Here is a 25,560-nt window from a genome sequence, read left to right on the forward strand (position 1 = left end):
GACATGCTTTTAGAATGAGACGATTATCTCCAAGTTGTTCAGATCAAGGAATTGAGCCGCTAAATTATCAATAATAAAAGAGCGGATGACTTCATAAAATAAATTTCTTTGCAAAGAATACCAATTGAGAATTTGACCTTGAAATCGGAGGTACTACAGAAGAACAAAGTCAATATTAAAAGCGAAATCTTTACATAATTTTTGTCTGAGTATTAATTGTGTAATTTTTACATAAACTTCTCAGAAAATATATTAATTGTATGAAGATAAGCCCTAAACTCTGATTGTCAAATTGTAGTTCTAATCAGGAGCATGAAAACCAAAAGGTTCGCACTCTCGACTATTGCGGCATTAGCTACCTTGGCTGGCACCGCAGCAAATGCACAAGCAGTCTCGCTCGTCAATCAAGCCTTAGACGTTCTCTCCTCGCCTCCACCTGGTGAACCAGTTTTCACTTTCACAGAGCTACAAGTTACGTCCCTACCATATCTTAGTCCTACTCTCACGACAGGATCTGGAACTACAGTTAGCATTAACAATAACCTGAACAACTTGGATGTTTCTGTCGGTGATATTGTGTATCGTCTGTTAAGCCCTGATGCTCAGTTTGGCACTGTTACTTCAAACCTTTACACGGTCACGCTATCTGAGAACAACAAAGTTGCAACATTCACAGGCGCGCGCGTCAACCCTGGTGAAGTGTTTCGCATTGAGCGCTTGGTCAGCGATGAATTGCCTGTCGATTTTACTGGGGAATTTTTTAGCGCCAATGAAACAAACACGGCTACTGTTCCCGAACCGACCACAATTCCAGGTCTAGCACTCATAGGTGTCCTTGGTGCCTACCTCCTAAGGCGCAAACAGCAAGTGCAAAGTAAATAACTCAAGTTGCGTTATTGGGGTAAGTGCACATATAGATGAAATGTCATATTACAGCCATTTTGTACAGTGACAAATTAAATGGCGTTGAGACAAATTCCTGTCATGGAGTTAAGCCTTACCCACTTTAAGCTTGCAAGTATTGGTGTTGATGTTGATATAGCTTGTCAGTTTCCGTTTTACTTTTAAGCTTAACGCTCTTTGAATGCAAGCATTACAGCCTCAATGACAGTAATTTAACACCGCGACAAATAAAAAGTCACTGTACACTTTTTGACTCACTAATAGTATTATCAATAGTGTTGTTGAGTAAGTTGAGTTAGAACTTACGCATCGTACATAAGTACTATACACAATTTGGTTATTTCAGCCATTTTTAGCTGACAGCGATGTCTACGACGGGCTACGCCTACGCAAAGCAAGCAAATAAATTAGGGTTATGCGAAGCGTTTGAAACGACCAAATACCGTGATACACATTATGGTTTATTTGTACAGTGCGTAAGTTCTATAATAATCTAAAGCCCCTGGATTTCTCTATGGAGAAGAAGAAAACTTCTCATCATTGCTGATAGCGTCCCTTGCGCGTGTCCCCTTGGGACGAGCGCGTGGCGTTAGCTATAGCCCCCGGATCTATCGGTAAGGATATTCTGACTCTTTCTTACTTATAAAACTTTTTTGCTGAGGGCATAAAATAATAATTCATCATCTAGGTAACTAACCTTTTGATTTTTCCAGTTAAATAGCCCTTGTGTATAGTTTTCTGGCATTTTGGATAAGGTCGCAGGCACATTTCCTAGTTCCATCGGATGGATGCGGTGCATACCATATATTTCATCAACAGGAAACACCCAAGGATTGCCAAGTTTCTCAACCACGACCATTCTTTCATAGATGACAGGGCTAATTTTCTGGCGATCGCCATCTGCTGTTTCTATTCCCAGGAACTCTTTAAGCGAGATACAAATCTGGACTTCACCCCGGAGACTCACCAGCCCCAAAAATATATTGTTGCTGCGATGTGGTAGGGTGTGAATGGTAGATATCGGCATCACTTCTTTGATTAATTGCGCCGATAGAGCTAACCATTCTTGTCCCAGTCGAAAGATGCCCACTGTTATCGTTTTAATAGAAACGATTCGATGACCGACCTCTAAAGATTTTTCTGATTTTTCCTTAGAAAGTAGATTTGTCCACTCATCTATATATTCTTGTGGCGCTTCACGTTCTAATAAACTGCGCCCCGCCCAGGAATAGACTGGACAGTTTTGGCAATGAATATGGGTTTTTAGTTCAGGACAAGAGCGATCGCCTGCTATACCGATTTGATTCCAGCAGTTGAGTACTTTTGAATTGGGAACTTCTTCCATATGCATCTGTTAGTTCCTAGAATTAGACTTTAAAGCGAGAAACTTCTTGGCGTAAGCCATGTGCTGCTTCGTTCAATTGCCCAATGGCAATGTTGATCCCACGCAGTGAATCAGCGGTTTGTAAGGAAGCTTCACTCAGCTGCACCATCGCTTCACTAATTTGCTGAGCACTTTCTGACTGAGCTTCCATACCCTCACTCACCATTTGAAAACGTGGAGTCAGAACTTGTACTTGCTCAATAATTGAACCGATTTGCATGCTGATATTCTGAACATCTTCAACACCATGTTCGACTGCTTTTGTGAACTTATCCATTTCCATCACCCCAGTGGTAACTGCTGATTGCATTTCTTTAACCATACTCTCGATATCCAAGGTGGCGACGGCTGTCTGATCGGCTAAACGACGAATTTCTCTGGCGACAACAGCAAAACCCATACCATACTCTCCGGCTTTTTCAGCTTCTATCGCTGCATTGAGAGAAAGCAGATTGGTTTGGTCTGCCACTTTCGTGATGGTTGTGACAATACTATTAATATTGTTAGCTTTTTCGCTGATGACTCCCAGTTTTGCAGAAATCCCACCCGTAGCACCTGCTAACTGACGCATAGTTGCTTCCATGCGAGAGAGGTCTTTTTGAGAGTCATCTGCTGCAACAGCAGTGACTTGCGAAGTTTCGGCAACTTCATCCATTGTTTTCACTAGTTTCCCAGAAGTTGTGGCAATTTGCTTCGCTGTCGCTACAACCTCGTTTGTAGAAGCAACTTGTTCCGCCACGGTTGCTTCCAATTGTTTGCCAGAGGCGGCTATTTGGGTGGCTGAGGTGGTAATCACAATTCCAGACTGCTGCACTTGATGAATTAACGAATTCAGATTTTGATTCATAGCGCAAAAAGCGGTTAGTAATTTTCCAATTTCATCCTGCTCCTCGGTGACTTCGACTTGGGTGGTGAGATCGCCAGTCGAGATCCGTTCTGCGACTCCCACAACTTTGGCAATTTTGGCACCCAATGGAAGAGCGATCGTATTACTAAAGTACTTACCAAAAATTACTGCTGCGACTGGACTAATTAGCAAACCGCCTAATATCCAGAATGTGGATTGACTCACATCAGCAGCAGCTGATTGCCTCGCATCTGCTGCCAAATTCTCGTTATATGTTATGAGTGCGAGCAGTGCATTTGTGGCTTCCTTAAAAGTAGAGATTTTCTTCGCTATTGTTTGCTCATTCATCTTATCAAGCGCTTCAATTGCAGCTTTGGCGGCTGCGAATTCTGGTGAATTAGCTTTCCCTTCGGTCAATAAATTAATCTGTACTTGTTGAGGATTGAGGATGCCAAGACTCTCAAATGCTTGATTCAACTGTTGATATTCCTGCTCGCCTTCCTTCCATTTATTCCATAGTGGCAGAAATGTTTTATATAATTTATCTTGTTCTGGATCGCGATTCAGTTTTTCGTATTCGCTAAACCCTTCGTTGATTTGCTTCCAAGCATTTTTAATTCTGATTGAATCATTTTGTCTCGTTTCCGGACTGGTTGCTGGATTAAGCTGTGACCTTTCTGAGGACTGAATCTGAGTCTGACCTTCCTTAATTTTCCACAAATTAACTACGCTGGGAAAAGCATTATTCCCTATTGTGTGGATGTGGTTGCTTAACCGGGTAGTCGCTATCCAGCCAATTATCGACACAATTAATACGATTAACCCCATGAAGAAAAATGCGAAGAACAGACGTCCTTCTAAGCTATTGTTTTTTTTATTATTAAAAGGTAGAAGTTGATTCATGGTGAATTGTATATAGCTAAATTTTCTGACAATTTTCCTAATAATTATAATTTTTTATGCAGTCTTTTAATTCGCTCTCGAATAACGGCTGCATTGGCAATATCTCCACGACGTTCTTTAAGTAGGACTAAATGGATAAGTGCTTCATAATGATTTGGTTCTAGGTAAATCGCTTTTTGAAAGCATTGTTCAGCCTGTTGTTCATTTCCTTGTATTCGATATAGTTGTCCCAACAAAAGATAAGCATCTGCAATGGTTGGTTCTTCATGCAAATAAGTTTCACATAAATTAATAGCTTCATGTAACTGTCCTCGTTCCGCCAGAGTTTGGGCAGTTTTGAGGGTAGAGGTTAGGATATTTGTAGAATCATAACTCTTTGTCTTGTTTAAAGGGATGGTTTCCGCTTCTTTTGGTTTCTTCAAAATTTCTTTTGAAGTGATTGATACGTCTAGTTTCGGGTTGAATTTTGGAAAATTTCTTTTCCTTTCTATAGGCTCTTTTTTATTTGTTAATTTTTTTTCATGCTTGAACTCCTGATTTTTATCCTCCTGCTTTTGATAGACAAAAGCAAGAGGGTGTCGCACAGTCACAAATTGGGGGGTTAATAATTGTGTTTCAGAATATCCGACAAAGAGCAACCCATTGTCTACTAATAAACGTTCCAAAGTTTGGAATGTTTTTTTTTGTGCTAAATTATTAAGATAGATTAATACATTGCGACAAAAAATCACATCATAAGGAATCTTCTCTATAAGAAAAGAAGGGTCAAGTAGATTACCGTGTATGAAGTTAACGGTATTTTTTATGGACTCGTACAACTGATATTGTTCTCCAACTTGGGCAAAATAGCGTTCCTGTCTCTCTTTGTTATTACCTCGAAAGGAGTTTCTGCTATAAATAGCAAGGCTTGCTTTGGTGAGTGACTTTTTACTGATGTCAACAGCATCAATAGAAAAATTTTTGGTTGCTAACCCAGCTTCAGTAAGTGCGATCGCAATCGAGTATGGTTCTTCACCTGTTGAACATGGTACACTCAAGATACGCATCACTTTATCACGATGGTTTGGAAACCATTCAGACATGACATAGCGGCTTAAAAAGACAAAAGGTTCTCTGTCTCGAAAAAACCACGTCTCTGGCACGACTACCATTTCAATCAATTGTTCTAGTTCTTGAGTTGATGTTTGCAACCGTGCCAGGTAATCTGTTATGTCAGTCAAACCACAATTTGCCATGCATTGAGAAATTGCTCTCTTGATGGTAACAGAGCCAAGGGTACTAGGATCTAAGCCTATCTTCTGTTTCAGTAGATTCTCAATTGATAACTGAGTCATTATTCAGCTCGTCTAGAATAGAAATAGTCGCACCGTCTTTAGTCAGCCGTCTTAGAGGAGGTCTGAAAAGTTTTTAATGGGTGATTTTAATCACGCAAGAAGTTTATCGCATCAGACGAATCATCGCAATGTAAACAAAGGTTTCTGTCGTTTCTGGTAAGATTTCATAATCCTTACTTAATCGCCGACACCCTTCGGGTTCGCTAGTCGCTCATGGGGGAGACCCCCAAGACCGCGCTAGCTCACCAGTTAAACCTACCCTATGTCCTTAAGGGCAAGCCAGCGTTTAGGTAATACGACAAAACCCTTCTGTTCTTCTCGGGGGGTAACAACATTTAAAATCCATCGATAGACATCAATGACCCAATGCTGAAAATTTTGCCCCCGATATCCGCCATCAACCCAAATCGTGATTAAACGACAGAAGCGAGCCTCTTTCAGAGGAGCTTCGCTAACGCGGACAGAATCGAGTTTGGAAAAAACGAGTTTTGCGCCTGCTTGCTCACTAACACTGGCAGCAGTAATGACAACAACAATGAGTAAACCCAATGTATCCACGAGTATATGGCGTTTACGTCCTTTGATCTTCTTCCCACAATCATAACCAACCTCCTGCGATACCAAAGTTGGCAGTTTCAACACTTTGGCTGTCCATAATTGCCTCGCGCTTGGGATGCTTCTCGGTTTTGACTGACCCTTACCCATAAAGGTAAGCGTTCGTGAATCGAGAGCCATGTTCCATCTTTGCGCCACCATCTTTTTTGAGTGATACCGGTTCAACTTGAAGTTTAGCTTGTACTTCTTCCTTTGACTGTTCAGCATTACGAGATTTGTTGAGGAGATTTTTGAGATCTTCTTGGGCAGCTTTTTGTTCTTCGGGGGTTGGTTGGGTAAAAGTTAGTCCTTCTTTTTGAGCTGATGTCATCATACCTTTGAGCATTTTCGCCATTTGAAAAGAGGAAATTTTTTCTCTGGCAGGATTAATTATGAGCCGCAAACAGTTAGTTCTCGGTTGTGCGATCGCCACTTTTGCATTTTCCGCCACTTTGAGCGGCTGTATTCTAACTTTCGGGCAAAAGAAGCCGAACTACTTGAGTATAACTATACCTGTTAACTATGCAAAGCTGGCTTTCGGTTTAGGCTTGGCTGGCACTGGGTTAACAGTGTTTCTTGCGAACCGAATTGAGGTAGTGGAGAGGAGAGAACTGCCCAAACCTGTACTTATTCCTACCCCCTGCCAAGGTTGCAGGTATTTTCACGGCTACATTTACAACGGCGTAATTTTCAATTGCGCTGTTCACCCCCAAGGCTGGCTCTTGGAACAATGCCCTGATTGGCAGGGGTATCAAAAACTAACTACGAGGAGCAAAACGTATGACGATGACTCAAACTAGAGAATCAACTCTGACGAAAGCAGCACGACAGATACAGCAATTAAACTCCAAGATTGCCCAGCTAGAACAACAACACCAAGACTATGTGCAAAGGCAACAAGAGCTAATCCCAGAGATTGCACGCCTGAAGCGAGAGTTCGCTTCAGGAAATCCAGGCTTTACGCATTCTGATATATCGAGGTGAGGCCCAGTGCCGGAAATAGTTGCAAAGTCTTTTGATTAATCAAAGGAGAGCATCGTCATCTAACTGTAAAAATAATTACAGCTTCTTCAAAAATCAACTTCGATGCTGCTGAAATTTCAGTACAAAATGGTCGATACTAAGATAGTATACAGCAGTTACCCTAGTACTAGATCAGCAAAATTATGGCAACAATTATAGGCACAGATGGAGACGATACTTTAGTCGGGACTGCTGGAAATGACAGATTTATCGGCAGCGCAGGTAATGATACCTTGAATGGCAAAGATGGTACTGACACTGCCGATTACAGCAAAATAGGTGTAAACTCTACCATCTTTATTGATGGAACTCTTAAAAAAAGTGGCGGACTAGGTACAGATTTCCTTGTCAATTTTGAAAAGCTTGTTGTTGATGCTAGTGCTGCAAACAACACTATAGATGCATCAATTGCTCCTTCAGTGCCCCTTTTAGTTGGAGATGCATCAGTCAACGCTAACCTTGAAACTCAAAGTTTCGTAGTCAACGATGTTCCTAACATAGGCACAGTTGAATTCACATTTATAAACTTTGATAATGTTAAAGGTACAAATCAAAGTGACACCATTGTTGGAGATAGTCAAAATAACCTTTTATTTGGCAATGGAGGAAATGATACGCTTTCTGGCAATAGAGGTAATGACATTCTTGCTGGTGGAGGTGGTAAGGATGTTCTCACTGGTGGGCTTGGTGCAGATAAATTTGTTTTCACCAATGTTTTCGAGGGTGTTGACGTGATCAAAGACTTCAGAGCAACTGAAGGTGACAAAATTCAGATTTCTCAAGCAGGGTTTGGTGCTATAGAAACCAGTGACTTTAGTTATGATCCTCTAAACGGTTCTTTGTTCTTCCAGGAATCTAGATTCGCCATTCTTGAAAATAGACCTATTGGTTTTGTGGCAAGTCTAGATATTCAGATAGTATGACATCCTCCCACACCAAATCTGCATATTATGGTGTGGGCTTCTAACTATCCGGTAGGAAATTCCTGTTTCATTGGTCGCATCCCAGCCTATTCACCTGAATTGCAACCTGCGGAACGTTTATGGCCATTAATTAACGAACCCATAGCAAATCGTTCTTTCGAGACACTTGAGGATTTAGAACAAGCTTTATTCCAACGCTGTCAAGTTCTTTTAGAACAGCAAGTTTTAATTCGGCAGGTTACTTACTATCATTGGTGGCCTCAGACATCAGCTTAATTATTCCGATGCTACCGGATTTGATATAAATCTTTAAAGACCCGCTCAAATAATTCAGCAGGAAATGCCAAAAACCTTTGAGAAAGTGATTGTTGAGCAACTTTAGTTACACGGCACCATAAGAAACCAACTCTAGCCAAAAGGCGATTTAACTCTTGTACTCCAGGAACTTGTCTCCACAATAGTGTTAATACTGCTGCCACTATGAATGTCCTAACCGCCTTGGCGGTTGCTATATCCCTCTTCTGTCACTTTCCGGGTATTCTAAATAAAAGTATTAGAAGAAAAAACCCTGGAAGGTAAGTAGGGCAATGGATGTAGAATTACAAATCCTGAAACATCTGGCAAGAGATGCCCATCCAACAGTTGCGATCGTAGATGAATATTGTGCAGAGTATAAAGACCTGTTCAAAGAAGTAAGAAATTATGAATGCTTCAAATATTTACATTTAGGAATAATTTCACCAATAAAAAGAAAATCATTACCAGAAATAGCCAAAGTAGTAAGTATAAACTCGGCACAGTCATTACATCATTTCATAGCCTATTCAGATTGGTCAGTAAAGAAATTAAAGAGCCGAAGATTAAATAAATTAAAGAAAGCATTAAATGGTCAGGCGATAACCGTAGTAATAGATGAAACTGGAGATAGGAAAAAAGGTAAAAAGACAGATTATGTTGCAAGACAATATCTAGGGAGCGTAGGAAAAATAGATAATGGAATAGTATCAGTCAATGCTTATGGAGTTTATGAAAATATAACATTTCCATTAAGTTTCAAAGTATTTAAACCGAAGGGGACGCTCAAATCAGGAGATAAATATAAAACCAAAATAGAGTTAGCGTCAGAAATTATTACAGAATTAATAAATGAGGGGTTTAATATTAAATTAGTATTAGCGGATAGTTTATATAGTGAAAGTAGCGAATTCATAAAAAAGCTCAATGAATATGAATTAGCTTATGTTGTAGCAATTAGAAGTAATCATGGAGTCTGGCTGCCAGCCAATCAGAGCGTTAGAGCTAACAAGTGGTGCAAGTTTGAGAGAACATTTAGTAATCAAAAAACCGAAATCAGATATATCCGAGAAATAATTTATGGTAAAAAAAGAGCCATAACTTACTGGGAAATAACTACTGATCCAGAAACAATGCCGGAAAATTCTACTTCATTTGTTATGACGAATCTTCAAGGAAATCTCAAAAAAACTTTAGGCGATTTATATGGATTAAGAACCTGGGTAGAATATGGGTTTCGACAATGTAAACAGGAACTCGGCTGGACAGATTATCGCTTGACAAATTTTCAACATATAGAGAGATGGTGGGAAATTATTTTTTGTGTTTACACAATGATTAGTTTAAATTCCCCAGCCTTGTTAGCCTTAAATCAATCTCTTCAAATTGAAACTGAGGTGACAGGTACTAGTTGTGCTAATTGTGTAGATTTTTCTCATCATCAACAATGGAATCATGATTCTGGATGGAAGAATACTCTTAATAATCTTCGTTTAATTGTCCAACCTCTTTTACTATTTTGGCTGATTTATCCCTGGTTAGATATTTTCCCAAATTCTCATTTATTGCTAGGATTTAATCATCTAATTTGTGCCATGAACCAATTTAAACCCTTTTTTGCTTCTGGATGATTTCACTTATTTACTACTTGCTTATCTCGGAGAGTGACAGAAGAGGGATATCTAGTAACAATATCGTCTCTAAGAATCCTCTCAATGTTGCGTTCTGCTAAAGCTGCAATGGTGAAGGAGGGATTTGTGCATCCTGTAGAGCCTGGAATCATAGCGCCATCTACAACATAAAGCCCCCGATATCCCATAACTCGCCCGTAAAAATCACAAGCGAGTCCCAAAACTGCTCCCCCTAAAGGATGACCGATAACACTTGCATCCAAGGTAACTGTGATTGGGTTCTTATCCTGATATTTCTGATTAAGTAGTTTGTAAGTGTACTCCGTAGCTTGTAAAACCTTGGTGTCTTTTGGGTGATTACTATTAACAGGCCACGTTAATTTAACTAAACCTGTAGTGGCATCGTAGTTAAATTTGCCCTTTAGTGTTGGGATACCCATACCAAGAGATATGAGGGTTCCTTCAGGAGCATTCCATTGTGTACCATGTAGTATTGAGATTGGACCTAGAGGATTATCGAAGTGTTGAACAGTTGCAAATCCATCACCCTCTTGACCAGGATTTGTGGGTTCTGAAAAACCCGATCGAAGAGCTATACTATCTCCATTACCTCCCCATCCTAAACCTACATATTCATTTAATCTAGGGAGAGTGTCGGTTGCTTTAGCCTTCACCAAAAGAGCAGAAGTTCCTATAGATCCTGCTGCTAAAAACAAATAGCGACTGGTAAAAGTTTTTGTCGCCACGACTTCTCCGAATTCGTTAATTTCATTTACCGAAACACGATAACCGAATCTTGGAACTTCAGTTATTGCCGTTACTAAATGTAGAGGGAGAATATTTACATGTCCAGTTTGCTCGGCTTGGGCTAGATAGTTACGGTCTAGACTGTTTTTTGCTCCACTGTTTAAACCATACCAGTTTTCACCAATAATAGCGTCAGGAATTTTAGTTCCCTGAATTTGTTGACGAATTATGTCCCAATCCAAAGCTGCATCTACCAAACGATGAGGTAATCCCGCAATAGTTGCTTGTTTAAGAAACAGCCGCGTTGAATCATAGTAACTGGTATTTAAAATATCTTGTGGAATTGGAGATGCTTTTAGCATTGAAAGGACACGCGGATAATAAACTCTATCCAACTCGTCGTAGTTAATATCGCGAGGAAAGACCTTATAAAATAATTGACGAGGAGGTTGATAAGTAGCGCCGTTATAAACTAGGGACCCACCGCCAACGCCAGCGCCACATAAAACAGTAATTCCATTTTCATCTTTACGCTCTAAAACACCTGTATATACATCAATAGGTACACCATCAAAAGTCGTTGAACTGAGCCATGCAGCTCGCCCATCAGGTTTACGATAAGTAGCAAAAGTATTTTGCTCAGGCGTAATGGGCCAACGACGACCTCGTTCTAGTACTAAAGTATTAATACCAGCTTGTCCTAAACGCAAAGCTGCAACAGCACCACCAAAACCACTACCGATCACGATGGCTTCTACACTCTCATCACTGGCGTGAATCGGACGATCGCTCAACAGTGAAGCCATTAAACCAGTAGAAAATATCGCTGCATTTTGAAGAAACCGACGACGTCCTTGAGACTGATGAAACATAATCCACACGCCTGGTAATTAGTAGGTTGCAATTCAGATTGTAAGGGTAAGAAGTCACGCAAAAATAACTGATAAACTTTGCTTATCAAAGCTTTCATCTTCCTGCGCTGTGCTGATGCGCCAAGAAGAAAATACAGCAATTCTAAATTTGGCTTTTTACGAATTGAACATGAGTCGTTGGAGGTACCCGTGTGAATTATCCTAGAACTCCTGCTAAGAAAAAAGCGCATGAATTAGCCAAATATCTGCGCTCAGAAAATCCTGATTATACTTACTTAAAAACTGTATTTCGCTATTTGCGAACTGAGTTAGAAATTTCAGTTCCCAAAACATCAACTAAACAATTACCTGATGTGCCAACAGAATCAGAAATTCAACGATACTATGAAGCTGTTTGGCACACTCGTAATGTGCAAGATATGGTTCTAATAAAAACTTTACTTTATACAGGAGTAAGAGTTAGCGAATTAAATACTTTCTAAGGTTTAAACTTGAGGTCTGACGCTTTAAACGTAGTCACCTGTGCATACATTAACCCATTACTCGTCACATAAGCGTCAGAACCGCGATAGGGTTCTGCCAGAAAAGGAGCTTCAGCCCGCCACTGAACATTAATTGTTTGATCAACTTGGCTGACATACTCAGGAGTAAAGGTAAGGCCGCATAAACCGCCTTGCTCACGAGACTTAACGAAGTCTGCAACTAGTGTTTGTAACTGCGTCCGCCCTTTAATTACGACACCATCAGGCAGATGAACCTCAGCTTTGTTTGGATACTGAGCCATGAGCCGATCGAATGAACAAGCGTTCAATGCCCTCAGATGTTCATCCACCACCTTAACAGGTGTAGGCTGACGTTTTAATATTGATTCATTCTCGGATATAAACGTTAACTTGTTAACAACAATATTAAATAGTAATTGATTAATTCCATTGAACGCCGAAACCGTTGAGTTTGCTGTGCTAAGAAAAACAGCAGCGAATAACAAAACTTTTAAAAACATAGGTTTGTGCATTTTTCTTCTTCTTTTTCCACAGAACAATCAACGTGAAACCTAGATTTCCAACTCCAAATTTAAAAACTTGAACATCGAGTATCAGGTACTCGGTAAAACTCGGCGTCAGGAAACACAATCTTTCACAAACTCGACACGCATGAGCCTGTTGCAGTTCTTCAGGGGTTATGAATCGAGGGGGCCAAGCAGCCAGTAGCCCGGAGAATCGGGCGAGTTGTCGAAGTAAAAAGCGCGGATGGCTTCGAGTAGTTCACGAGTGGAGATGAATCCATCCGCGTCCTGGTCAAGGCGGCGGAATACCTCGCGGGCATATCGCTCGGATAGGTGCATCATAGCACCAGTCCAGCGGATCTGATCAGTGACGGTAAGTTTCCCGTCGCGATCTTGGTCAACGATATCCATAATGGCGCAAAGCAAAGGCATGTAGCCCTGGTCAAACGTTTCGGTGGTTTCTAGCAGTCCCAACGCGAATGCTGCTTTGTACTCGGCCTCGCTGATGCGCCCGTCGGTGTTTGTGTCGGCGACTTGAAGCAAGTGTTCCCAAAGTCCTAAGCTAAGATCGAGCAGCCGTTGTCGGGCAGGAGATTCAGATTGGTGACCGAATTCTTCAGCCAGACGCGTAACCGACATCTCGAAGTCGATCCGCTCAATAAAGCCATTGCGATCGTCATCAAAGGTGCGAAAGCGTTGGGAGAGTTTGCGATCCAGGAAATCGTTCATCCGGTTTATGTGACATCACGTATTTACTCTATAGTAAATGCGATATGATATACAACTTAATGTTCTGTCAATCAAGGATTAAGAAATTCTAAATGTGCGTCTGCTAGGTTACGAAAATCAGAGATCGTCCCTTGAAAGATAGCCTCTCCCTGCTCAATTACTGGAGTTTAGACTAGTTGACGGTGCGAAACTAAATTTCCAAAAAATAAGAATACGGATTTAAGATGTTTCCAGGAACTAAAACCTTGGTTTTTAAGCTTTATAGAATGAGCCTTCTGAGTTTCGCACTCCTAACTAGACTAAGCAACAAGAAACGACCCAGCAGTGCTGAGTTGATAAAACACAACCTTCAAAGATGAAAATCTTTAAGATTAAGCAGATTTTGCTTTCTCTTTACGGGGCTTTACTGTACTTTTTTTGACTATTGGATAGCGAATTCTACGTTGTCGTGGTTGCCCTGCTTTCCAGCCTGGGGACAATCCTTTGAGGTTTGGGCGAACGGGCAGGAGTGCCAATCGCCTCTAAAATGATCCCCATAGCCTGAGCAACTCTTCTGGGGGTCAATTTAAAACAATCCCAACACTGGGTTTGTACGCCTCGGTGTAGTATCTGAGATCAGAAATCATATAAGATTTAGTACTAGCATTAAAAGTTTAGGTATAAATTTATCATGTGTGGATTTGCGGGTTTTCTCACAAGTGGGACTGAGCAACTGGGAGCATCCCAACGCAAAAGCATTTTGCGCAAAGGGGACTGTTGATGTCAACTGCTATTGGCAATTGAGTAACTATTTCGTAACTGAAAGCAAACAAGACCATCGTTCGCCCCAAGATTACATTACAGAGTACCGCGAACTGTTTGCTGACAGTGTGAAAAAACAACTGATGAGTGATGTACCTGTAGGGGTAGAACTGGCGAAGCTGTCATGAAGTGCAAACTAAACCGTTTAGTTTAAAAACTGTTAGTGGAAGGATAAGATTGCCGTTAAAACGTGCTTATGCTTCCAAGGCATCAAAAAAGGATGCGATCGCTTTACGAAATAATGAGTATTACAGCCTCCGTTGCAGCAATATTATGGGTTAACCGAAAAAAACCTAGCATAACCATAGACATTTGTCTTTGAAAAAAGCCATTTATTGGGATATTATCAATCAACGCTCTTGCTGCGATTGCATGAAATACAGTCAGGCGATCGCCGGAGTAAAAAGGTAATAGTTATGCTTAATAAAGAAGATATAACTCCAGTTGTATGTTTATGCAGCAGTTTCAATAGGCAAACGTTCGTTCATATCCAAGTTGAAAGTACCTTTTGGATTGATATGCAGCCAAATCAAAGGTGAAAGCGCCCGCAAGTCAAGTTTAGTCATTAACTTCATCCATTGCGGTTGTGACAATACCTGGTGAATCATCAATGTATTAATATACACCAATGAAATTTGTAGCAGATGTAAGGATAAAATAGCCAACTCCTGATCTTCTAAGCGATTAGTGGCTACTTCTCCACCCTTGCCATAAAAAATAAAACTGTTAGCACTATGACAATTTTCAACTACATTTAGCCCCTCATTAATTTCTCGACGCAGTTCTGCTGAATGCAGATATTGACATAGAAAGATAGTCTTGACTGCTTTCCCTAATTCACATAAAGCTTGATAAGTAGGGTGCAACAAATTCCCCCTAGTAAAACGCTTTAAGATAGCATCTGTTTCTGCTATTCCTAAGCAAAGTGCAGTAGCATACTTAATCATTTGGTCATATTGATGACGAATTAAATCCCAGTTGATTGTCCGAGTTAGAACAGGTTGTAGATTGGGATAATCACTGGCACTTCCATTGATTGGTAAATATAATTTTTGAACATTAATGCGTTTAATACGTGGCATCAGTTGAAAACCTAACAAATGGCAGAAAGCAAAAGCTACCTCACTTTGTCCATGACTATCCACCAAAATTGATAATTTTTCAATTGATTTTTGAAAACTTTCTACACCAATCCTTCCGGGGTCTAATTTTAATTCATTCCAGATCGATAACTCTGAGGAGTCAACATCTAATCCCTCTTTTGTTACTTTGGGGAAAGAAAAAACAGCAATCTTATTCAACTAGCAATAGGAAAACTGATTGGACTCGCCCGAAAATCATTCATAAAGTCAATTAATTTCAAAAAGCAACGTTTCATGCCAGGAATGTTAAATACTGTTAGCCAAGGTCGAATTAAACAGTAAAAAACATATGGTTGAATAATCAATCTTATGTTATTCAAAGCACTCTTCCATGTTGTACCAGACTCCCAATAAGGATGTTGACTATGTTGATAAATATCATCATCACTTGATGACGATAATTCGGAAGTAGATGTTGGTTGTGGTTGAGGATTGAGTTGAAAATAAGTTGCTTGAATGCTGACTAGAAGGTAGGCACTAAAAATTATTTCCCACCAGCGTTCAATACTTTCATAATTAGTCAGACGGAAATCAGCCCAGCCCAGTTCATTCTTGACTTGTTTAAAACCATACTCAATCCAATTCCTTAAACTATAAAGTTGAGCAACATTACCTGACAAATCAATTGATAAATTAGTCATAACGTACCAACTTTCATCTCCAGTAGGGTCAGGAGTATTAACCTTACTGATTTGGTAATATCTGATGCAGCGACGTTGACCAAAAATAATTTCTCTCAGATAACGAGTTTCAGTTTGACGATCTGAAAGCTTTTGCTCATATGCTTTCCATCGGTTATAACGTTTTCGACTTCCTGGTGGCATCAACACTCCATGATTGGAGCGAATTGCTACAATAAACTCTAGCTGTAACTTTTCTAAACATCTAATTACATCTCCACTCTCTCCATACAGGCTATCTGCTAAAACTAACTTGATTTTAAATCCCCATGCTTTCAACTCTTGAATAATCTCTACTGCTATTTGGGGTTTGGTTTTGTATTTATCTCCATCTTGCAGTCGGTTTTTAGGTTTAAATATTTCAAACATTAATGGATAAGTAATCCCATCTACTACTCCATAAGCATTTACTGATACTATTCCATTCTCCGTCTTTCCTAAATTCCCAATATATTGACGAGTTACATAGTCTGTTGATTTCCCCTTTTTCTGATCTCCTGTTTCGTCAATACATAAAATTATTTCTCTTTCTCCCACAAACATTTTTGTTAACCACAGCCTCGTTTCTCTCATTTTTTTGACATCCCACAGTGCGTCTCTCAAAAAATGATGTAGCGATTGACCGTCTTTTAATCCTACTGTTTTCGCTATCTCTGGCAGCGATTTGTAGCGGGTCTCTGATAACATTCCCACATGTAAATACTTGAATGCCTCAAAATATCTCACATCTTCAAATAATGAATAATAGTGTTGACAATAGTTATCTATGAAGGCAACAGTGTTTACTGCTTCTCTGCGTGGCGTAACCATCCTTGCTAATTACTATTTCCGGTTTCCTTCCTGACTATACTCTCCCCAAAGTAACAAAAGAGGGATTAGGGAGGTTGTAAGGGCAATTCTCTGAATACTTTGGACAAAAGCGATCGCTTTTGGGTCTTTGGGTTGATTAACTTGTGATGGGAGAAAATTAGTCAACATTACTATTCACTCCAAACTAATTTTCCACAACCCTTCTAGTGGATTTGACTGTTGCAATTGACTATCACTACTGCCGAGCCAATTATTGTCATACACCAAGCCAACACTGAACGTGCTATTTATAGGATATTGCCCACAATTCCAAAACCTTCAATATTGTTTGAGTCAGTAATTACCTGCTGGTTTAACTGTATGATTGTTTGGTTGCCGTCGTCAAAGTAAATTGTGGCTCGCTTATTGTGAAAGCTGACCTGAACTTTGTAGAGACCACCAGTTGCATAGTAATAAGCTTTAGCAGGCAGCTTTTGACCATCAATATTTTGCCCTTTGAACTCAACTGCCATAGCAGGCGTGCCTAGTATCAACAGGACTGGCAGGACTAAGTACAGCTTTGCATTAATTCGTAGCGAATTTCTCCATCATTTGCGCCACTGTATATGACCATTTTATTGGTTGTGCGGAGTCGTTGTGGCGGATAATAAAATCAGTGATACGTTGCTGTAACGTCTCGATGTCAGGAAAATCATTTGGAGTCAGTAATTTACGCTGTAGAATGCTGAACCAAATCGAGATTTGGTCTAACCAAGAAGCATATTTTGGCAGCCAAACAACTTCGACTGTAAAACTCCAACCTTCCTCTTTTTGTTTCTGATTCAACCAAGCCTGTAATTGTTTTGGGGCATGAGTAGAGCCATCGTCAAGGATTAAATAGATATGGCGTACACCACGACGAATAGCTTCTGGAATCAATACGGATACTAGAAATGTCTGAAAATCGAGAAATGTTTTCGTCGGACTACAACAGCCATAAATCAAACCCTCAGCAACACTTAAAGCTGCGAAAAGATGTGTTGCTCCTTCTCTGACATATCTGGCAGCAAAGTGAACTGGTTGTTCCACACCTGCTGCTTTATTAGGATGCAAGCCAAATCGTGCTTGGATTGAAGTTTTCTCATCTACACACACTACCCAAAATCCGGCAGAAAGTAAAAATTTTGCTTGGGCATACAATCTGAGTACAGGTGTTGCTTTTTCAACAAAATTATCATCAATCCGATGCATCCAAGCATGAAACCGCCAAGGTTTTATCCGTTCAGATTTTAGCCACCGCCAAACTGTTGAAGTTGCAATGGAAACTACAATACCTAGTGTGACGAGATGTGCTGCAATATCGCTACAACTCCACCTCGCTAACGGGATATCAAAATCCGTTGGCTTGCTACAAGCATCGCTGTAACTTGTGCTTTTACAATTGCTTGAAACAGGCAAGGACGACCAGGGCGTGGCGCTTCTTCTAGGCTACGAGTTTGACACCAGCGTTTGCGCCACTTACGTACAAGACCAGATGAACACCCTATTTCTCCAGCTATTTGAGCATCCGCCCAATCGGGATTTTCGTCAACTTTTAGTAGAATTTTCGCTCGTCTGGCTTTACTTTGACCTGTTTTACGCGCCAGCGCTTGTTGTTGCAACAGCTTTTTTTCGTCTTCTGTTAGCTGCACCCTGTAAGTTTTTTGCCGACCAATCATAGTACTGAATGGTTGAGGGATGTTTGTGTATACTTACACTACATTCAAAAATTTTCCCTTGTCAATTCGCTACGAATTAATGAAATGCTGTACTAAGCCGAACATTTTCATTGGTTTGTTAACAAACGCTGTTTATCAAACTATTTCCCACTTTAAAACATAAATTTCGGTTGCGGAACAGTTTTAGCACTCATTCATCAGGCAATCTGGGTCGTTATAGTTACACCCCTGAGTATGGTGCTAGGGCTAAAGTTTTCCTACTATCACAAAGGAGAACGCAATGGCGCTATTTCGCCCGCCTGATTGCGATGGCGTAACCGCCCTTTTCGGTGGCGAGCAGAGGTTAAACAGTTCTATCTCAGTCTGTGTTTGTCGCATTAGCCGTAGGAAATGACCTTCAGTATCAACGCTTAGGGCAATGTAGTTGAGGAACATTTTCAAGTAGCCGACGCGCGATCGCTCTGGCATAGTTGCTGCGGTTGGAGGAGCTATACCTGGGACGACATGGAGATTCCTAACGTTCGACAAAGCATCACTCTATCAAAAAATTGTTATTAATTCCTCATTGGGATGAAAGCTCATGGAGAAGCATTTCAGCCAGATACCCGATGTCAAAGTTAGGTTTGGACAACGGTTGACTTTAATCTTTCCAATTTGTACTGGAGTTTAGCAATCAGTAATTAAATCCTTACCATTACGCGTAGGCGCAAAGCAGCTTGTTGCCAAACATCGCTTTTTTCGGTTGGGTGTTAATCCTTGTGGTCAAAGGCAGTTCCCTTGCGTGGGCTGCTGTGGGAGAGCAGCAGAGGTGTTTGTCGAGAATCGCAGTGTCAATGTCAACATGGTGCAAGAGGGACAGGCTGTAGTTTATCTCCAATATCGCAAAAACTGTCCAGAGTCTAGAGATAGTTTGTTGCAGGGTGAGAGCTATGCCAAACAACAGCGTCTAGCATTTTGGAGTCAGGCCAATCCTGTAATGCCTTGGGACTTCCGCCACAGAGCTACCCAAAAGACAACTTCACAACCGATCCAACCGCAGCAACAGAATAACTGTGATCCCTCTTACCCAGATTTTTGTCTGACCAAAAATTCACCCGATTTGAATTGCCGAGATATCACGCAAAGAAGGTTTAGAGTCTTGCCACCTGACCCGAATGGTTTTGACAAAGATGGAGATGGGATTGGGTGCGAAAAATAAAAAACTTTGAGTAGTGCAAGTCTAAAACTTGATAAAGAATTTTAAGTTGTATTTGAAGTAAATTCAGCATTGACTACTGTATTCAAGTTCAGGAGAATACCGTTGGACTGGGTAAAGCTATTGCCTTGGAGTAATTCTGTATAGAGAATATTGGCATAACCATGATTACCAGCAAAATTCCACTGTCCAGGCTGAAATAGATCGTTCCAGTTGGCATAGACATCCAGGGTAGCCAAGCGAGCATCATAGCCTAAAGTTTCACTAGTATGAATAGATACAACGCGATTGGCGTCGCTCGGATCTAAGCGTTCGCTTGCTGCTTTGCCTTCAAACTCAGGTCCTGCTGGATCTAAACCTATTATTTGAGTAAGAGAACGCCCTGTAGATTCACGGTAGGTTGAGCCAGTGAATCCAGCAATGTGCGCTCCCAAACTATGTCCGATCAGATTGGTGTAAGTCGGATCTACACCATTATTTACTAAGTAGGTAGCCAGCTGACTGGCGACATCGCGCGTTCTGGCGGCGGAAGTGGAATACCACAAGGAACTAGCTCCTTCTTCCCAATCTACCAGAATGATATTAGCATTTGACTCACGTTGCCGAATGGTTTGGGCTATATTTTCCATCCAATCAACAGCTTTGTAGTTATTACCTGCATTGCCACCAGTGTTTTGATAACCATGAATAACGACATAAGTCGGTGCATCAGAAGTAATATGCCCAGAACGGTTGATAGAACCGTTACCCCAAACATTAAAGTTGACTTCAACCATTTGAAAAATTCGGTAGTGGAAAATTTTTATTTCTTGAGGCGAAAATTATGTCTTACCCTGGCAAATTTCTAGGTGGGATTTCCCCTCCTTGATAAAACATCTAGTCCACCGGGAGAGTCCTTTTGTACTACTCTAGTTAGGGATATTACTTGTTGTTGAGAACCCTCTTGAGTTAAAACACTATTGGACATGGTAACAATTGAAAAATATGTTATTTTATATCCCAAAAAATACACCTAATTTCTAATATTACTGGTGTCGATAAATTGAGAAATCAGTCTTTAGTCTCAAGTGGTTTCGGCCAAAGCAGAAAATTTCTGACAAAGAAATCGTAAAACTTTTGACATTAAAAACTTTGGGTAGACCTGAATGAAATGTAACCGTCCAAGGGCGTAGGTTCTTTTAAAACAAAGAGAACTCTTTGCGGTGAGGACAATCATTAATATCTGTGTTTATCAATTTTCAGACTAAGTTATTAAGTAAAACTTTGCAGCTCTCTGTCAAAAAACACAATGCTCTCTTGGGCATTTGCTAAGTTGTTTTTCCAGTAATCAGAAAAATTTTTTACTTAGGCTTGTCTGTAAATTGGTTGTCAAAAGAGGCAAGGTTGTTCAAGTGCTATCTATTTTAGAATGCAGTTAAATTGCACCCCCATTTGTGAAATGCTGTAATAAGCGCAATATGTAGGGAGAGTTACTCCATGACATCAAAAGGTAGGAAGAAGACCTCACGGCGTAGTTTTCTCCAAGGGGTAGCTATTAGTACAGCAGCTGTGGGTGGGGCAGAGTTACTAAAAAAAGAAGTGGCAGATGCTGCCAGCGAAGGTCATTATCCAGCAATCCTTCCCGAAAGTGCTGAATTTGATTTGACTGAGAAATCGGCTGCCTTAGAGCCGGACAAAATTGTAAATAGTGCTATAAGCAAACATGAGTGTTAAAAGCTATTTAATCCAACATCTCTGATCTACTCTGCTCTATTATTCTTATAAAATTAAAGAAAATTCTTTGGTTGTGAGGTTTCTCCAACTAACTTATTTCAATCAAGTATGTGTCTCAATGATGTCGTGATTGCTCGTGCCAGCCTCAGCGATGTTGCTGGAATTGTCAAGTTGTCCCAAGCCAATGACCCAGAACATGGTGGTATGTTGTTAGGTCATCTTGAGCCAGAGGCAGTGATGATGACCATATCTAAAATGCCGAGCGTTGTAGCCCGCAAAGATGGGCAAGTTGTAGGATTCTTACTCAGTTGGTCAAAGGCAACTGCTAATTTACCAATAGTAAAGGTGATGTTACAAGCCTACGCTGGTACAAAAGATGCTTACTTATATGGCCCCATCTGTGTTGATGAAACTATGCGTGGGCAAGGTATTGCTGGGGTAATGTTCACCAAGTTGAAAGATTTTTTACCAGAGCGGGAAGGGATACTGTTCATTAAGGCAAACAACAAAGCATCACTTCAGGCACATCAAAAGATGGGTATGTGCAAGATGGCAGAGTTCATCTATGAAGGCACTGAATTTTTAGTATACGCATATAATGGCTAACTACTTGATGGGTTTGGGTGATTCGAGCGGCGCGATCGCTTTTAAGAGCGAGGGGTGTAATCCCAAAACCAATGAACCAATGACTATTCCAGCAACCAAAGTGCCTGAATTTTCTGTTTGTTGCAGTTTAAAGAAAAAGTAGCACCATAGATGAATTGCTTTAGCGCTAGTAATCCAATCACTGCAAAGCTGTAGCAATTGCTGTTCTTCAGACAGTATGGGCAATGGTAGGGGCTAAACTTTATTAGGCGTTATGAAACTCAGTATTAGGCAATGTTTGCAGAGGATTAAGAAATTCTTTCAATTCGTCCCATCGCAACTCCAATGCTTGACGAGCAGGTGTTTTGGCGACGATTTCCAGTCTGATTCCGTCTGGATCATCAAAAAATATTGCGTAATAGTCAGGATGATATTCAGGATATCGTTTGGGTTGGCTAACATTGATTCCCACTGATCTGAGTTTCTCAAAGCATAAGTCTACGTCAGTCATTGTCTCTACCTGAAAGCAGAGATGATGCAAACCAGGAGCATAGGGATCGTGTTTTTGTGCTGACCTTGCAGGTCGAATCGTTAACTGAAATTGCGGGCCGAAGTAATGAGCGTGTGGTTCTTGGGCAATAACTTTATCGCCCTTGTGTTGTCCGAGTTCTCGCATTACCAAGTCGTAGAATGTCTCAGATTGAGAAAAATTAGATACTGACAGGTAAATGTGGTCGATTCTTTTTAGCATCCAACTTATATGAACAATGCTGCACAATTACATATAAAGATAGCAAGTGTAAGATAATGAGCAGTGGGAGAGTGATCCTATTTCAAAGCTTCATTATAAAATTTTACCCAAGCTATTTCGATGGGCTTGCTACCGTTTAAATAAGCGATCGCTAGTACAACCAGTGTCTACGCTCGGCTACCCAGCCTTTACTATCGGCGTAACGTATACGGGCGTGCAGAAGTCAAATCAACGGGTTTAAATTTAAAGAATACTTTACTCTTGTGCCTCGGTAAGCTTCTTAGCTTAGGCTACTGATGTATATCAAAACAAAATGCTGCCGATGCGATGCTTTTTTAAGAAACGGTAAAAACTTACTTGATCAGAGTACCTATTTTGTATTAAAATGTCTTATACTTTCTTGATATTGTCTTAATAAATACTCTTTTTAAAAGACTGAAACTTCATATTCTAAAATAGACTTTACATTTTCACTATTATTTAGAGAAACATATTAGTTTACTTCATCATCTCTTAAATTAAAAGTCATTATTGATACCCATGTAGTAACAGATTAAGTGATTGATATTAGAGAAGTAGTTGCGAAATCTAACTTGTCTAATATTATGAATAAAAAATGGGCTGCTAAACGACTTACAATCAATCTGACATCAAGTGAAGCAGAGAAGCTGGAAAAATACTGCTCAATGACTGGCAGACCAGCAACCGATGTAATCCGGGAATTAATTCGGTCTCTGCCAATTCAAGAAGTACAAAATGCCAATTAGCAATTCATCTAGGGTAAGTTTAAGGGGTTTTCCTTTCCCTTTTCTTCCAAAATCCGACAAATATTGATACTACACCTACCAGCGCATTATGAAAAAAGCTCCTGAATAGACAAAATTTCAACAGCAGTAGTAGCTGAAAGTGATTCAACGCTGATTATGTGTATAGAAAGGGCTGGCAACTTTTTTTAGCTGACATTTAGTAAACGGCATATACAATAAAGCCCTGGTAAAATCCAGGGCTTTTAACTTAGAAACTTGATTTTCATCCAAAAATATTACTTGTCATTAATCCTGAGTCAAGGAATCTTTCTAAGTGTATCCAAGACTAGGGGTGATGGCTCTCCTGCTGGTACGATGAAAGTGCTTTTCCGACTGGGATTGCCACTGAATGAATTAAACACTTCAATGGTTTTGATAAATCGAATCACGCCCAGCTTTTGCTGCTGCCTCAGCGCTATAGTAAATCGGATAGTCACCGAATACCGTGCCATCTGGGCTAACAATCCGAAACTGCCAGCATTTGCATGGAGTGTAAAATACCGTTAAAACACGAGAGTGAATACAGACAACTGAATGAATCTTGGTGGTAGTCATAGTACTGTACGCTTGCGCTTTTGAATATTAGTAAAGCAGCCATTCTCGTTACGAGAATGAGTATAAATACGTTTTAAGCGAAATTAACTGATCAAGCTTAGTTATAAATGTTCTAGAGGTTTTTCTACATTAGCCCTTTTTGCAACTAACTTAAGTATGAATAATAGTCTATCTTAAGTTAGTTTTTATAGACAAATACAGCAACTAAGCTGTTGTTTATAGCTGAAAATAGCTTTCCATAAGGAGAGTGCTTAAATCTGAAGAGTTTAAGTACTCTTTATCTAAGCTAGGATTTAGGCACTGCACAAATTAAGCATAATGATGCTGTGAATTTCAGCTTTTCAGGCGTGTCAAGAAAGCAATATCAGGGTCAAGGTTTTAGTTAACATAGAAATTCCCCTGACATTGCTTAGAAAGTATGCCCAAGACTTGGAATATAAAGATAGATAACTATTTTCAAGCCAACCCCAATTGCATCATCGCCACCGCCCACGTAGACAGCTTCCCTATAGACCTTCCCCTAGAACCCAACATCCGGGAACCCAACCGCAAAAGCGCAACCTACAGACAAATCTTCGACTCGTTGACCACCGAACCTGCAAAATTCTTCTCTCGCCACAGTGGAATCGTTCTGTCAGCCAATAAAGTTAAGCCCAACAGAAATAAAACCGAACTCGAACTGGAAATTTTAGAAGCTAACGAGGGCGGTAGCGATGGGATTATTAACGGTGGCCACACAGTTTTAGCTTTTGAGCAAGCGAAAAATTACAAATACGATTTAACCCAAGCCAGGGTAAAAATTACGATCCACATCGGACTGACTGAAGAATCAGCCAAAGACATAGCCCTGGCAAGTAATACTACGACGCCAGTAGATTCTCGCTCAAAAGTCAACGCCAGAGGTGACTACAAATTTATCAAGCAGTATTTAGCCCAGTTAGAAAGAGCAGAAGATCGGAAATTCCGCATTGCCTATTACCAAAACCAAAGCGGCGCTCCCAGAAACGCTCAGTGCAATGTCACCCATTTGCTGAAACTGCTTTACTGCCTCGATAGAAATAAATATAATCCCGACGGTAATAAACGAACCAAACACCCAGTAGGGATGAGTCTTCCAAATAACATTACAGACGCAGAAAGGGAACGGTTAACCGCTTTACTACCTCTGCTCTCTCAAGCTCTGTGGATAGAGCAAAGACTCTATGAAATAATTCAAGACCATATCAGCAGCCCCAGAAGAAAGGGTAGCAACGATTTAGCCTCAATAGATATACGTAAAACTACGTTATTGCCTGACAGCAAGTACTCTTTTGGGTTTGGTGCGCCAACTGACCTGGCATTACCGATAATTGCGTCCTATCGGGTATTTTTGGATAAAGACTATAAATGGATTCTGCCATTTGACGAATTCGCTGAAGATTTTCTCCAACACTTATGGACTAACTATTTCCGCAAATATTTGGTGTCGGAGAAAACAGCAGGGAATACAGTCGGTACAAAAATCAGCCGCAATCAAGAGATCTGACTTTTCACGGGAAGTCTTCAAGCCTCGAAAAAACGTGACTTTTTCTACAGCCTAATTGTCAATAGCTTTAAGTTAATGAAAATAGCTAACGGAAAAATCAGGGTTTGGAA

Annotated in this window: 31 protein-coding genes and 3 pseudogenes; 13 read left to right on the forward strand and 21 right to left on the reverse strand. The window is 40.4% G+C overall.

All coding sequences use genetic code 11. The features are described from left to right. Positions 1 to 9: 9 nt before the first annotated feature. A pseudogene (locus tag LC586_RS42745) lies at positions 10 to 153 on the reverse strand (IS701 family transposase); the annotation flags it as partial. Between the two features lie 159 nt (positions 154 to 312). Here LC586_RS42745 and LC586_RS24125 point away from each other — a divergent pair. Next, entirely contained in the window at positions 313 to 882 is a 570-nt protein-coding gene (locus LC586_RS24125; protein ID WP_229487189.1) for a PEP-CTERM sorting domain-containing protein, read from the forward strand. Between the two features lie 661 nt (positions 883 to 1,543). Here LC586_RS24125 and LC586_RS24130 read toward each other — a convergent pair. The 5 genes from LC586_RS24130 to LC586_RS24150 all read right to left on the reverse strand — a co-directional run bounded on the left by LC586_RS24130 (position 1,544) and on the right by LC586_RS24150 (position 6,320). Next, the gene (locus LC586_RS24130) at positions 1,544 to 2,254 is read right to left on the reverse strand and encodes a chemotaxis protein CheW (RefSeq protein ID WP_229487190.1); all 711 of its coding nucleotides are present in this window, start codon (positions 2,252 to 2,254) and stop codon (positions 1,544 to 1,546) included. A 16-nt stretch (positions 2,255 to 2,270) separates the two neighbouring features. After that, entirely contained in the window at positions 2,271 to 4,037 is a 1,767-nt protein-coding gene (locus LC586_RS24135) for a methyl-accepting chemotaxis protein (RefSeq protein WP_229487191.1), read from the reverse strand. Positions 4,038 to 4,081: 44 nt separating this feature from the next. Further along, the gene (locus tag LC586_RS24140; RefSeq protein ID WP_229487192.1) at positions 4,082 to 5,371 is read right to left on the reverse strand and encodes a CheR family methyltransferase; all 1,290 of its coding nucleotides are present in this window, start codon (positions 5,369 to 5,371) and stop codon (positions 4,082 to 4,084) included. A gap of 255 nt (positions 5,372 to 5,626) precedes the next feature. Continuing rightward, on the reverse strand, positions 5,627 to 6,127 hold the full coding sequence (locus LC586_RS24145; protein WP_306423287.1) for a transposase: 501 nt from the start codon (positions 6,125 to 6,127) through the stop codon (positions 5,627 to 5,629). Further along, a complete protein-coding gene (locus LC586_RS24150; RefSeq protein WP_229487193.1) occupies positions 6,069 to 6,320 on the reverse strand; it encodes a hypothetical protein in 252 nt (83 codons plus the stop codon). The genes LC586_RS24145 and LC586_RS24150 overlap by 59 nt, the downstream gene beginning before the upstream one ends. A 37-nt stretch (positions 6,321 to 6,357) precedes the next feature. Here LC586_RS24150 and LC586_RS24155 point away from each other — a divergent pair, with 37 nt between their 5' ends. The 4 genes from LC586_RS24155 to LC586_RS24175 all read left to right on the forward strand — a co-directional run bounded on the left by LC586_RS24155 (position 6,358) and on the right by LC586_RS24175 (position 8,187). Next, positions 6,358 to 6,765, forward strand: a complete 408-nt coding sequence (locus tag LC586_RS24155; RefSeq protein WP_229487194.1) for a hypothetical protein — start codon at positions 6,358 to 6,360, stop codon at positions 6,763 to 6,765. Further along, positions 6,746 to 6,949: a hypothetical protein gene (locus tag LC586_RS24160; RefSeq protein ID WP_229487195.1), complete on the forward strand. Its 204-nt coding sequence runs from the start codon at positions 6,746 to 6,748 to the stop codon at positions 6,947 to 6,949. Before LC586_RS24155 ends, LC586_RS24160 begins: the two co-directional genes overlap by 20 nt. Positions 6,950 to 7,131: 182 nt before the next feature. Then, complete coding sequence (locus tag LC586_RS40800; protein ID WP_267921719.1) at positions 7,132 to 7,911, forward strand: calcium-binding protein; 780 nt, start codon at positions 7,132 to 7,134, stop codon at positions 7,909 to 7,911. Positions 7,912 to 7,938: 27 nt separating this feature from the next. Continuing rightward, positions 7,939 to 8,187 (forward strand): hypothetical protein, encoded by a 249-nt coding sequence (locus LC586_RS24175; RefSeq protein ID WP_438822929.1) that lies wholly within the window; start codon positions 7,939 to 7,941, stop codon positions 8,185 to 8,187. 26 nt (positions 8,188 to 8,213) lie between these two features. Here LC586_RS24175 and LC586_RS24180 read toward each other — a convergent pair. Beyond that, a pseudogene (locus LC586_RS24180) lies at positions 8,214 to 8,393 on the reverse strand (IS4 family transposase); the annotation flags it as partial. Between the two features lie 105 nt (positions 8,394 to 8,498). Between LC586_RS24180 and LC586_RS24185 the strand changes: the two are divergent. Continuing rightward, on the forward strand, positions 8,499 to 9,836 hold the full coding sequence (locus LC586_RS24185; protein WP_229487196.1) for an IS701 family transposase: 1,338 nt from the start codon (positions 8,499 to 8,501) through the stop codon (positions 9,834 to 9,836). A gap of 2 nt (positions 9,837 to 9,838) precedes the next feature. Here the strand turns inward: LC586_RS24185 and LC586_RS24190 are convergent, their stop codons facing one another. Next, entirely contained in the window at positions 9,839 to 11,455 is a 1,617-nt protein-coding gene (locus LC586_RS24190) for a GMC oxidoreductase (protein ID WP_229487197.1), read from the reverse strand. A gap of 191 nt (positions 11,456 to 11,646) precedes the next feature. Here LC586_RS24190 and LC586_RS24195 point away from each other — a divergent pair, with 191 nt between their 5' ends. Next, positions 11,647 to 11,937, forward strand: a complete 291-nt coding sequence (locus LC586_RS24195; protein ID WP_229487198.1) for a site-specific integrase — start codon at positions 11,647 to 11,649, stop codon at positions 11,935 to 11,937. On the opposite strand, the gene LC586_RS24200 is transcribed toward LC586_RS24195, so the two are convergent. Next, positions 11,934 to 12,470, reverse strand: a complete 537-nt coding sequence (locus tag LC586_RS24200) for a hypothetical protein (protein ID WP_229487199.1) — start codon at positions 12,468 to 12,470, stop codon at positions 11,934 to 11,936. The two genes, LC586_RS24195 and LC586_RS24200, sit on opposite strands and share 4 nt — an antisense overlap. A 165-nt stretch (positions 12,471 to 12,635) precedes the next feature. Beyond that, positions 12,636 to 13,190, reverse strand: coding sequence for an EF-hand domain-containing protein (locus LC586_RS24205; RefSeq protein ID WP_229487200.1), 555 nt, complete (start codon positions 13,188 to 13,190; stop codon positions 12,636 to 12,638). 779 nt (positions 13,191 to 13,969) lie between these two features. Between LC586_RS24205 and LC586_RS24210 the strand changes: the two genes are divergently transcribed. Beyond that, on the forward strand, positions 13,970 to 14,119 hold the full coding sequence (locus tag LC586_RS24210; protein ID WP_229487201.1) for an asparagine synthase-related protein: 150 nt from the start codon (positions 13,970 to 13,972) through the stop codon (positions 14,117 to 14,119). A 324-nt stretch (positions 14,120 to 14,443) separates the two neighbouring features. Here LC586_RS24210 and LC586_RS24215 read toward each other — a convergent pair whose 3' ends face one another. The 7 genes and pseudogenes from LC586_RS24215 to LC586_RS24245 form a co-directional block, all read right to left on the reverse strand. Further along, entirely contained in the window at positions 14,444 to 15,292 is an 849-nt protein-coding gene (locus LC586_RS24215; protein ID WP_267921720.1) for a Tn3 family transposase, read from the reverse strand. Then, complete coding sequence (locus LC586_RS24220) at positions 15,289 to 16,623, reverse strand: IS701 family transposase (protein ID WP_229487202.1); 1,335 nt, start codon at positions 16,621 to 16,623, stop codon at positions 15,289 to 15,291. Before LC586_RS24220 ends, LC586_RS24215 begins: the two co-directional genes overlap by 4 nt. Before the next feature lie 12 nt (positions 16,624 to 16,635). Continuing rightward, positions 16,636 to 16,791, reverse strand: a complete 156-nt coding sequence (locus LC586_RS24225; RefSeq protein WP_229487203.1) for a hypothetical protein — start codon at positions 16,789 to 16,791, stop codon at positions 16,636 to 16,638. Positions 16,792 to 16,910: 119 nt separating this feature from the next. After that, entirely contained in the window at positions 16,911 to 17,135 is a 225-nt protein-coding gene (locus LC586_RS24230) for a hypothetical protein (RefSeq protein ID WP_229487204.1), read from the reverse strand. Between the two features lie 52 nt (positions 17,136 to 17,187). Next, the gene (locus LC586_RS24235) at positions 17,188 to 18,060 is read right to left on the reverse strand and encodes an IS630 family transposase (protein ID WP_229487205.1); all 873 of its coding nucleotides are present in this window, start codon (positions 18,058 to 18,060) and stop codon (positions 17,188 to 17,190) included. Beyond that, on the reverse strand, positions 17,982 to 18,320 hold the full coding sequence (locus tag LC586_RS24240; protein ID WP_229487206.1) for a helix-turn-helix domain-containing protein: 339 nt from the start codon (positions 18,318 to 18,320) through the stop codon (positions 17,982 to 17,984). Before LC586_RS24240 ends, LC586_RS24235 begins: the two co-directional genes overlap by 79 nt. A gap of 220 nt (positions 18,321 to 18,540) precedes the next feature. Then, a pseudogene (locus LC586_RS24245) lies at positions 18,541 to 18,803 on the reverse strand (hypothetical protein); the annotation flags it as partial. 325 nt (positions 18,804 to 19,128) lie between these two features. Here LC586_RS24245 and LC586_RS24250 point away from each other — a divergent pair. Further along, positions 19,129 to 19,518 (forward strand): thermonuclease family protein, encoded by a 390-nt coding sequence (locus tag LC586_RS24250; RefSeq protein WP_229487207.1) that lies wholly within the window; start codon positions 19,129 to 19,131, stop codon positions 19,516 to 19,518. Between the two features lie 41 nt (positions 19,519 to 19,559). On the opposite strand, the gene LC586_RS24255 is transcribed toward LC586_RS24250, so the two are convergent. Continuing rightward, positions 19,560 to 20,291 carry an alpha/beta hydrolase family protein gene (locus tag LC586_RS24255; protein ID WP_229487208.1) on the reverse strand — a complete coding sequence of 244 codons (732 nt, stop codon included), beginning with the start codon at positions 20,289 to 20,291 and terminating at the stop codon, positions 19,560 to 19,562. Between the two features lie 700 nt (positions 20,292 to 20,991). Between LC586_RS24255 and LC586_RS24260 the strand changes: the two genes are divergently transcribed. Together LC586_RS24260 and LC586_RS24265 are read left to right on the forward strand one after the other, a co-directional pair. After that, positions 20,992 to 21,228, forward strand: a complete 237-nt coding sequence (locus LC586_RS24260; protein WP_229487209.1) for a twin-arginine translocation signal domain-containing protein — start codon at positions 20,992 to 20,994, stop codon at positions 21,226 to 21,228. Positions 21,229 to 21,336: 108 nt separating this feature from the next. After that, a complete protein-coding gene (locus tag LC586_RS24265; RefSeq protein WP_229487210.1) occupies positions 21,337 to 21,834 on the forward strand; it encodes a GNAT family N-acetyltransferase in 498 nt (165 codons plus the stop codon). Here the strand turns inward: LC586_RS24265 and LC586_RS42750 are convergent, their stop codons facing one another. Both LC586_RS42750 and LC586_RS24275 read right to left on the reverse strand, forming a co-directional pair. Beyond that, complete coding sequence (locus LC586_RS42750) at positions 21,835 to 22,059, reverse strand: hypothetical protein (protein ID WP_438822930.1); 225 nt, start codon at positions 22,057 to 22,059, stop codon at positions 21,835 to 21,837. A 19-nt stretch (positions 22,060 to 22,078) separates the two neighbouring features. Further along, complete coding sequence (locus tag LC586_RS24275) at positions 22,079 to 22,564, reverse strand: VOC family protein (RefSeq protein ID WP_229487211.1); 486 nt, start codon at positions 22,562 to 22,564, stop codon at positions 22,079 to 22,081. Between the two features lie 605 nt (positions 22,565 to 23,169). Between LC586_RS24275 and LC586_RS24280 the strand changes: the two genes are divergently transcribed. After that, on the forward strand, positions 23,170 to 23,331 hold the full coding sequence (locus tag LC586_RS24280) for a ribbon-helix-helix protein, CopG family (RefSeq protein ID WP_229487212.1): 162 nt from the start codon (positions 23,170 to 23,172) through the stop codon (positions 23,329 to 23,331). A gap of 402 nt (positions 23,332 to 23,733) precedes the next feature. Here LC586_RS24280 and LC586_RS24285 read toward each other — a convergent pair whose 3' ends face one another. Continuing rightward, positions 23,734 to 23,925 (reverse strand): hypothetical protein, encoded by a 192-nt coding sequence (locus tag LC586_RS24285; RefSeq protein WP_229487213.1) that lies wholly within the window; start codon positions 23,923 to 23,925, stop codon positions 23,734 to 23,736. Positions 23,926 to 24,343: 418 nt separating this feature from the next. Between LC586_RS24285 and LC586_RS24290 the strand changes: the two genes are divergently transcribed. Continuing rightward, a complete protein-coding gene (locus tag LC586_RS24290; RefSeq protein ID WP_229487214.1) occupies positions 24,344 to 25,450 on the forward strand; it encodes an AIPR family protein in 1,107 nt (368 codons plus the stop codon). The last annotated feature ends 110 nt before the right edge of the window (positions 25,451 to 25,560 follow it).

Origin of the sequence: Nostoc favosum CHAB5714 (genome assembly GCF_020829495.1) — a bacterium.
In the GTDB taxonomy this organism is placed as follows: domain Bacteria; phylum Cyanobacteriota; class Cyanobacteriia; order Cyanobacteriales; family Nostocaceae; genus Nostoc; species Nostoc favosum.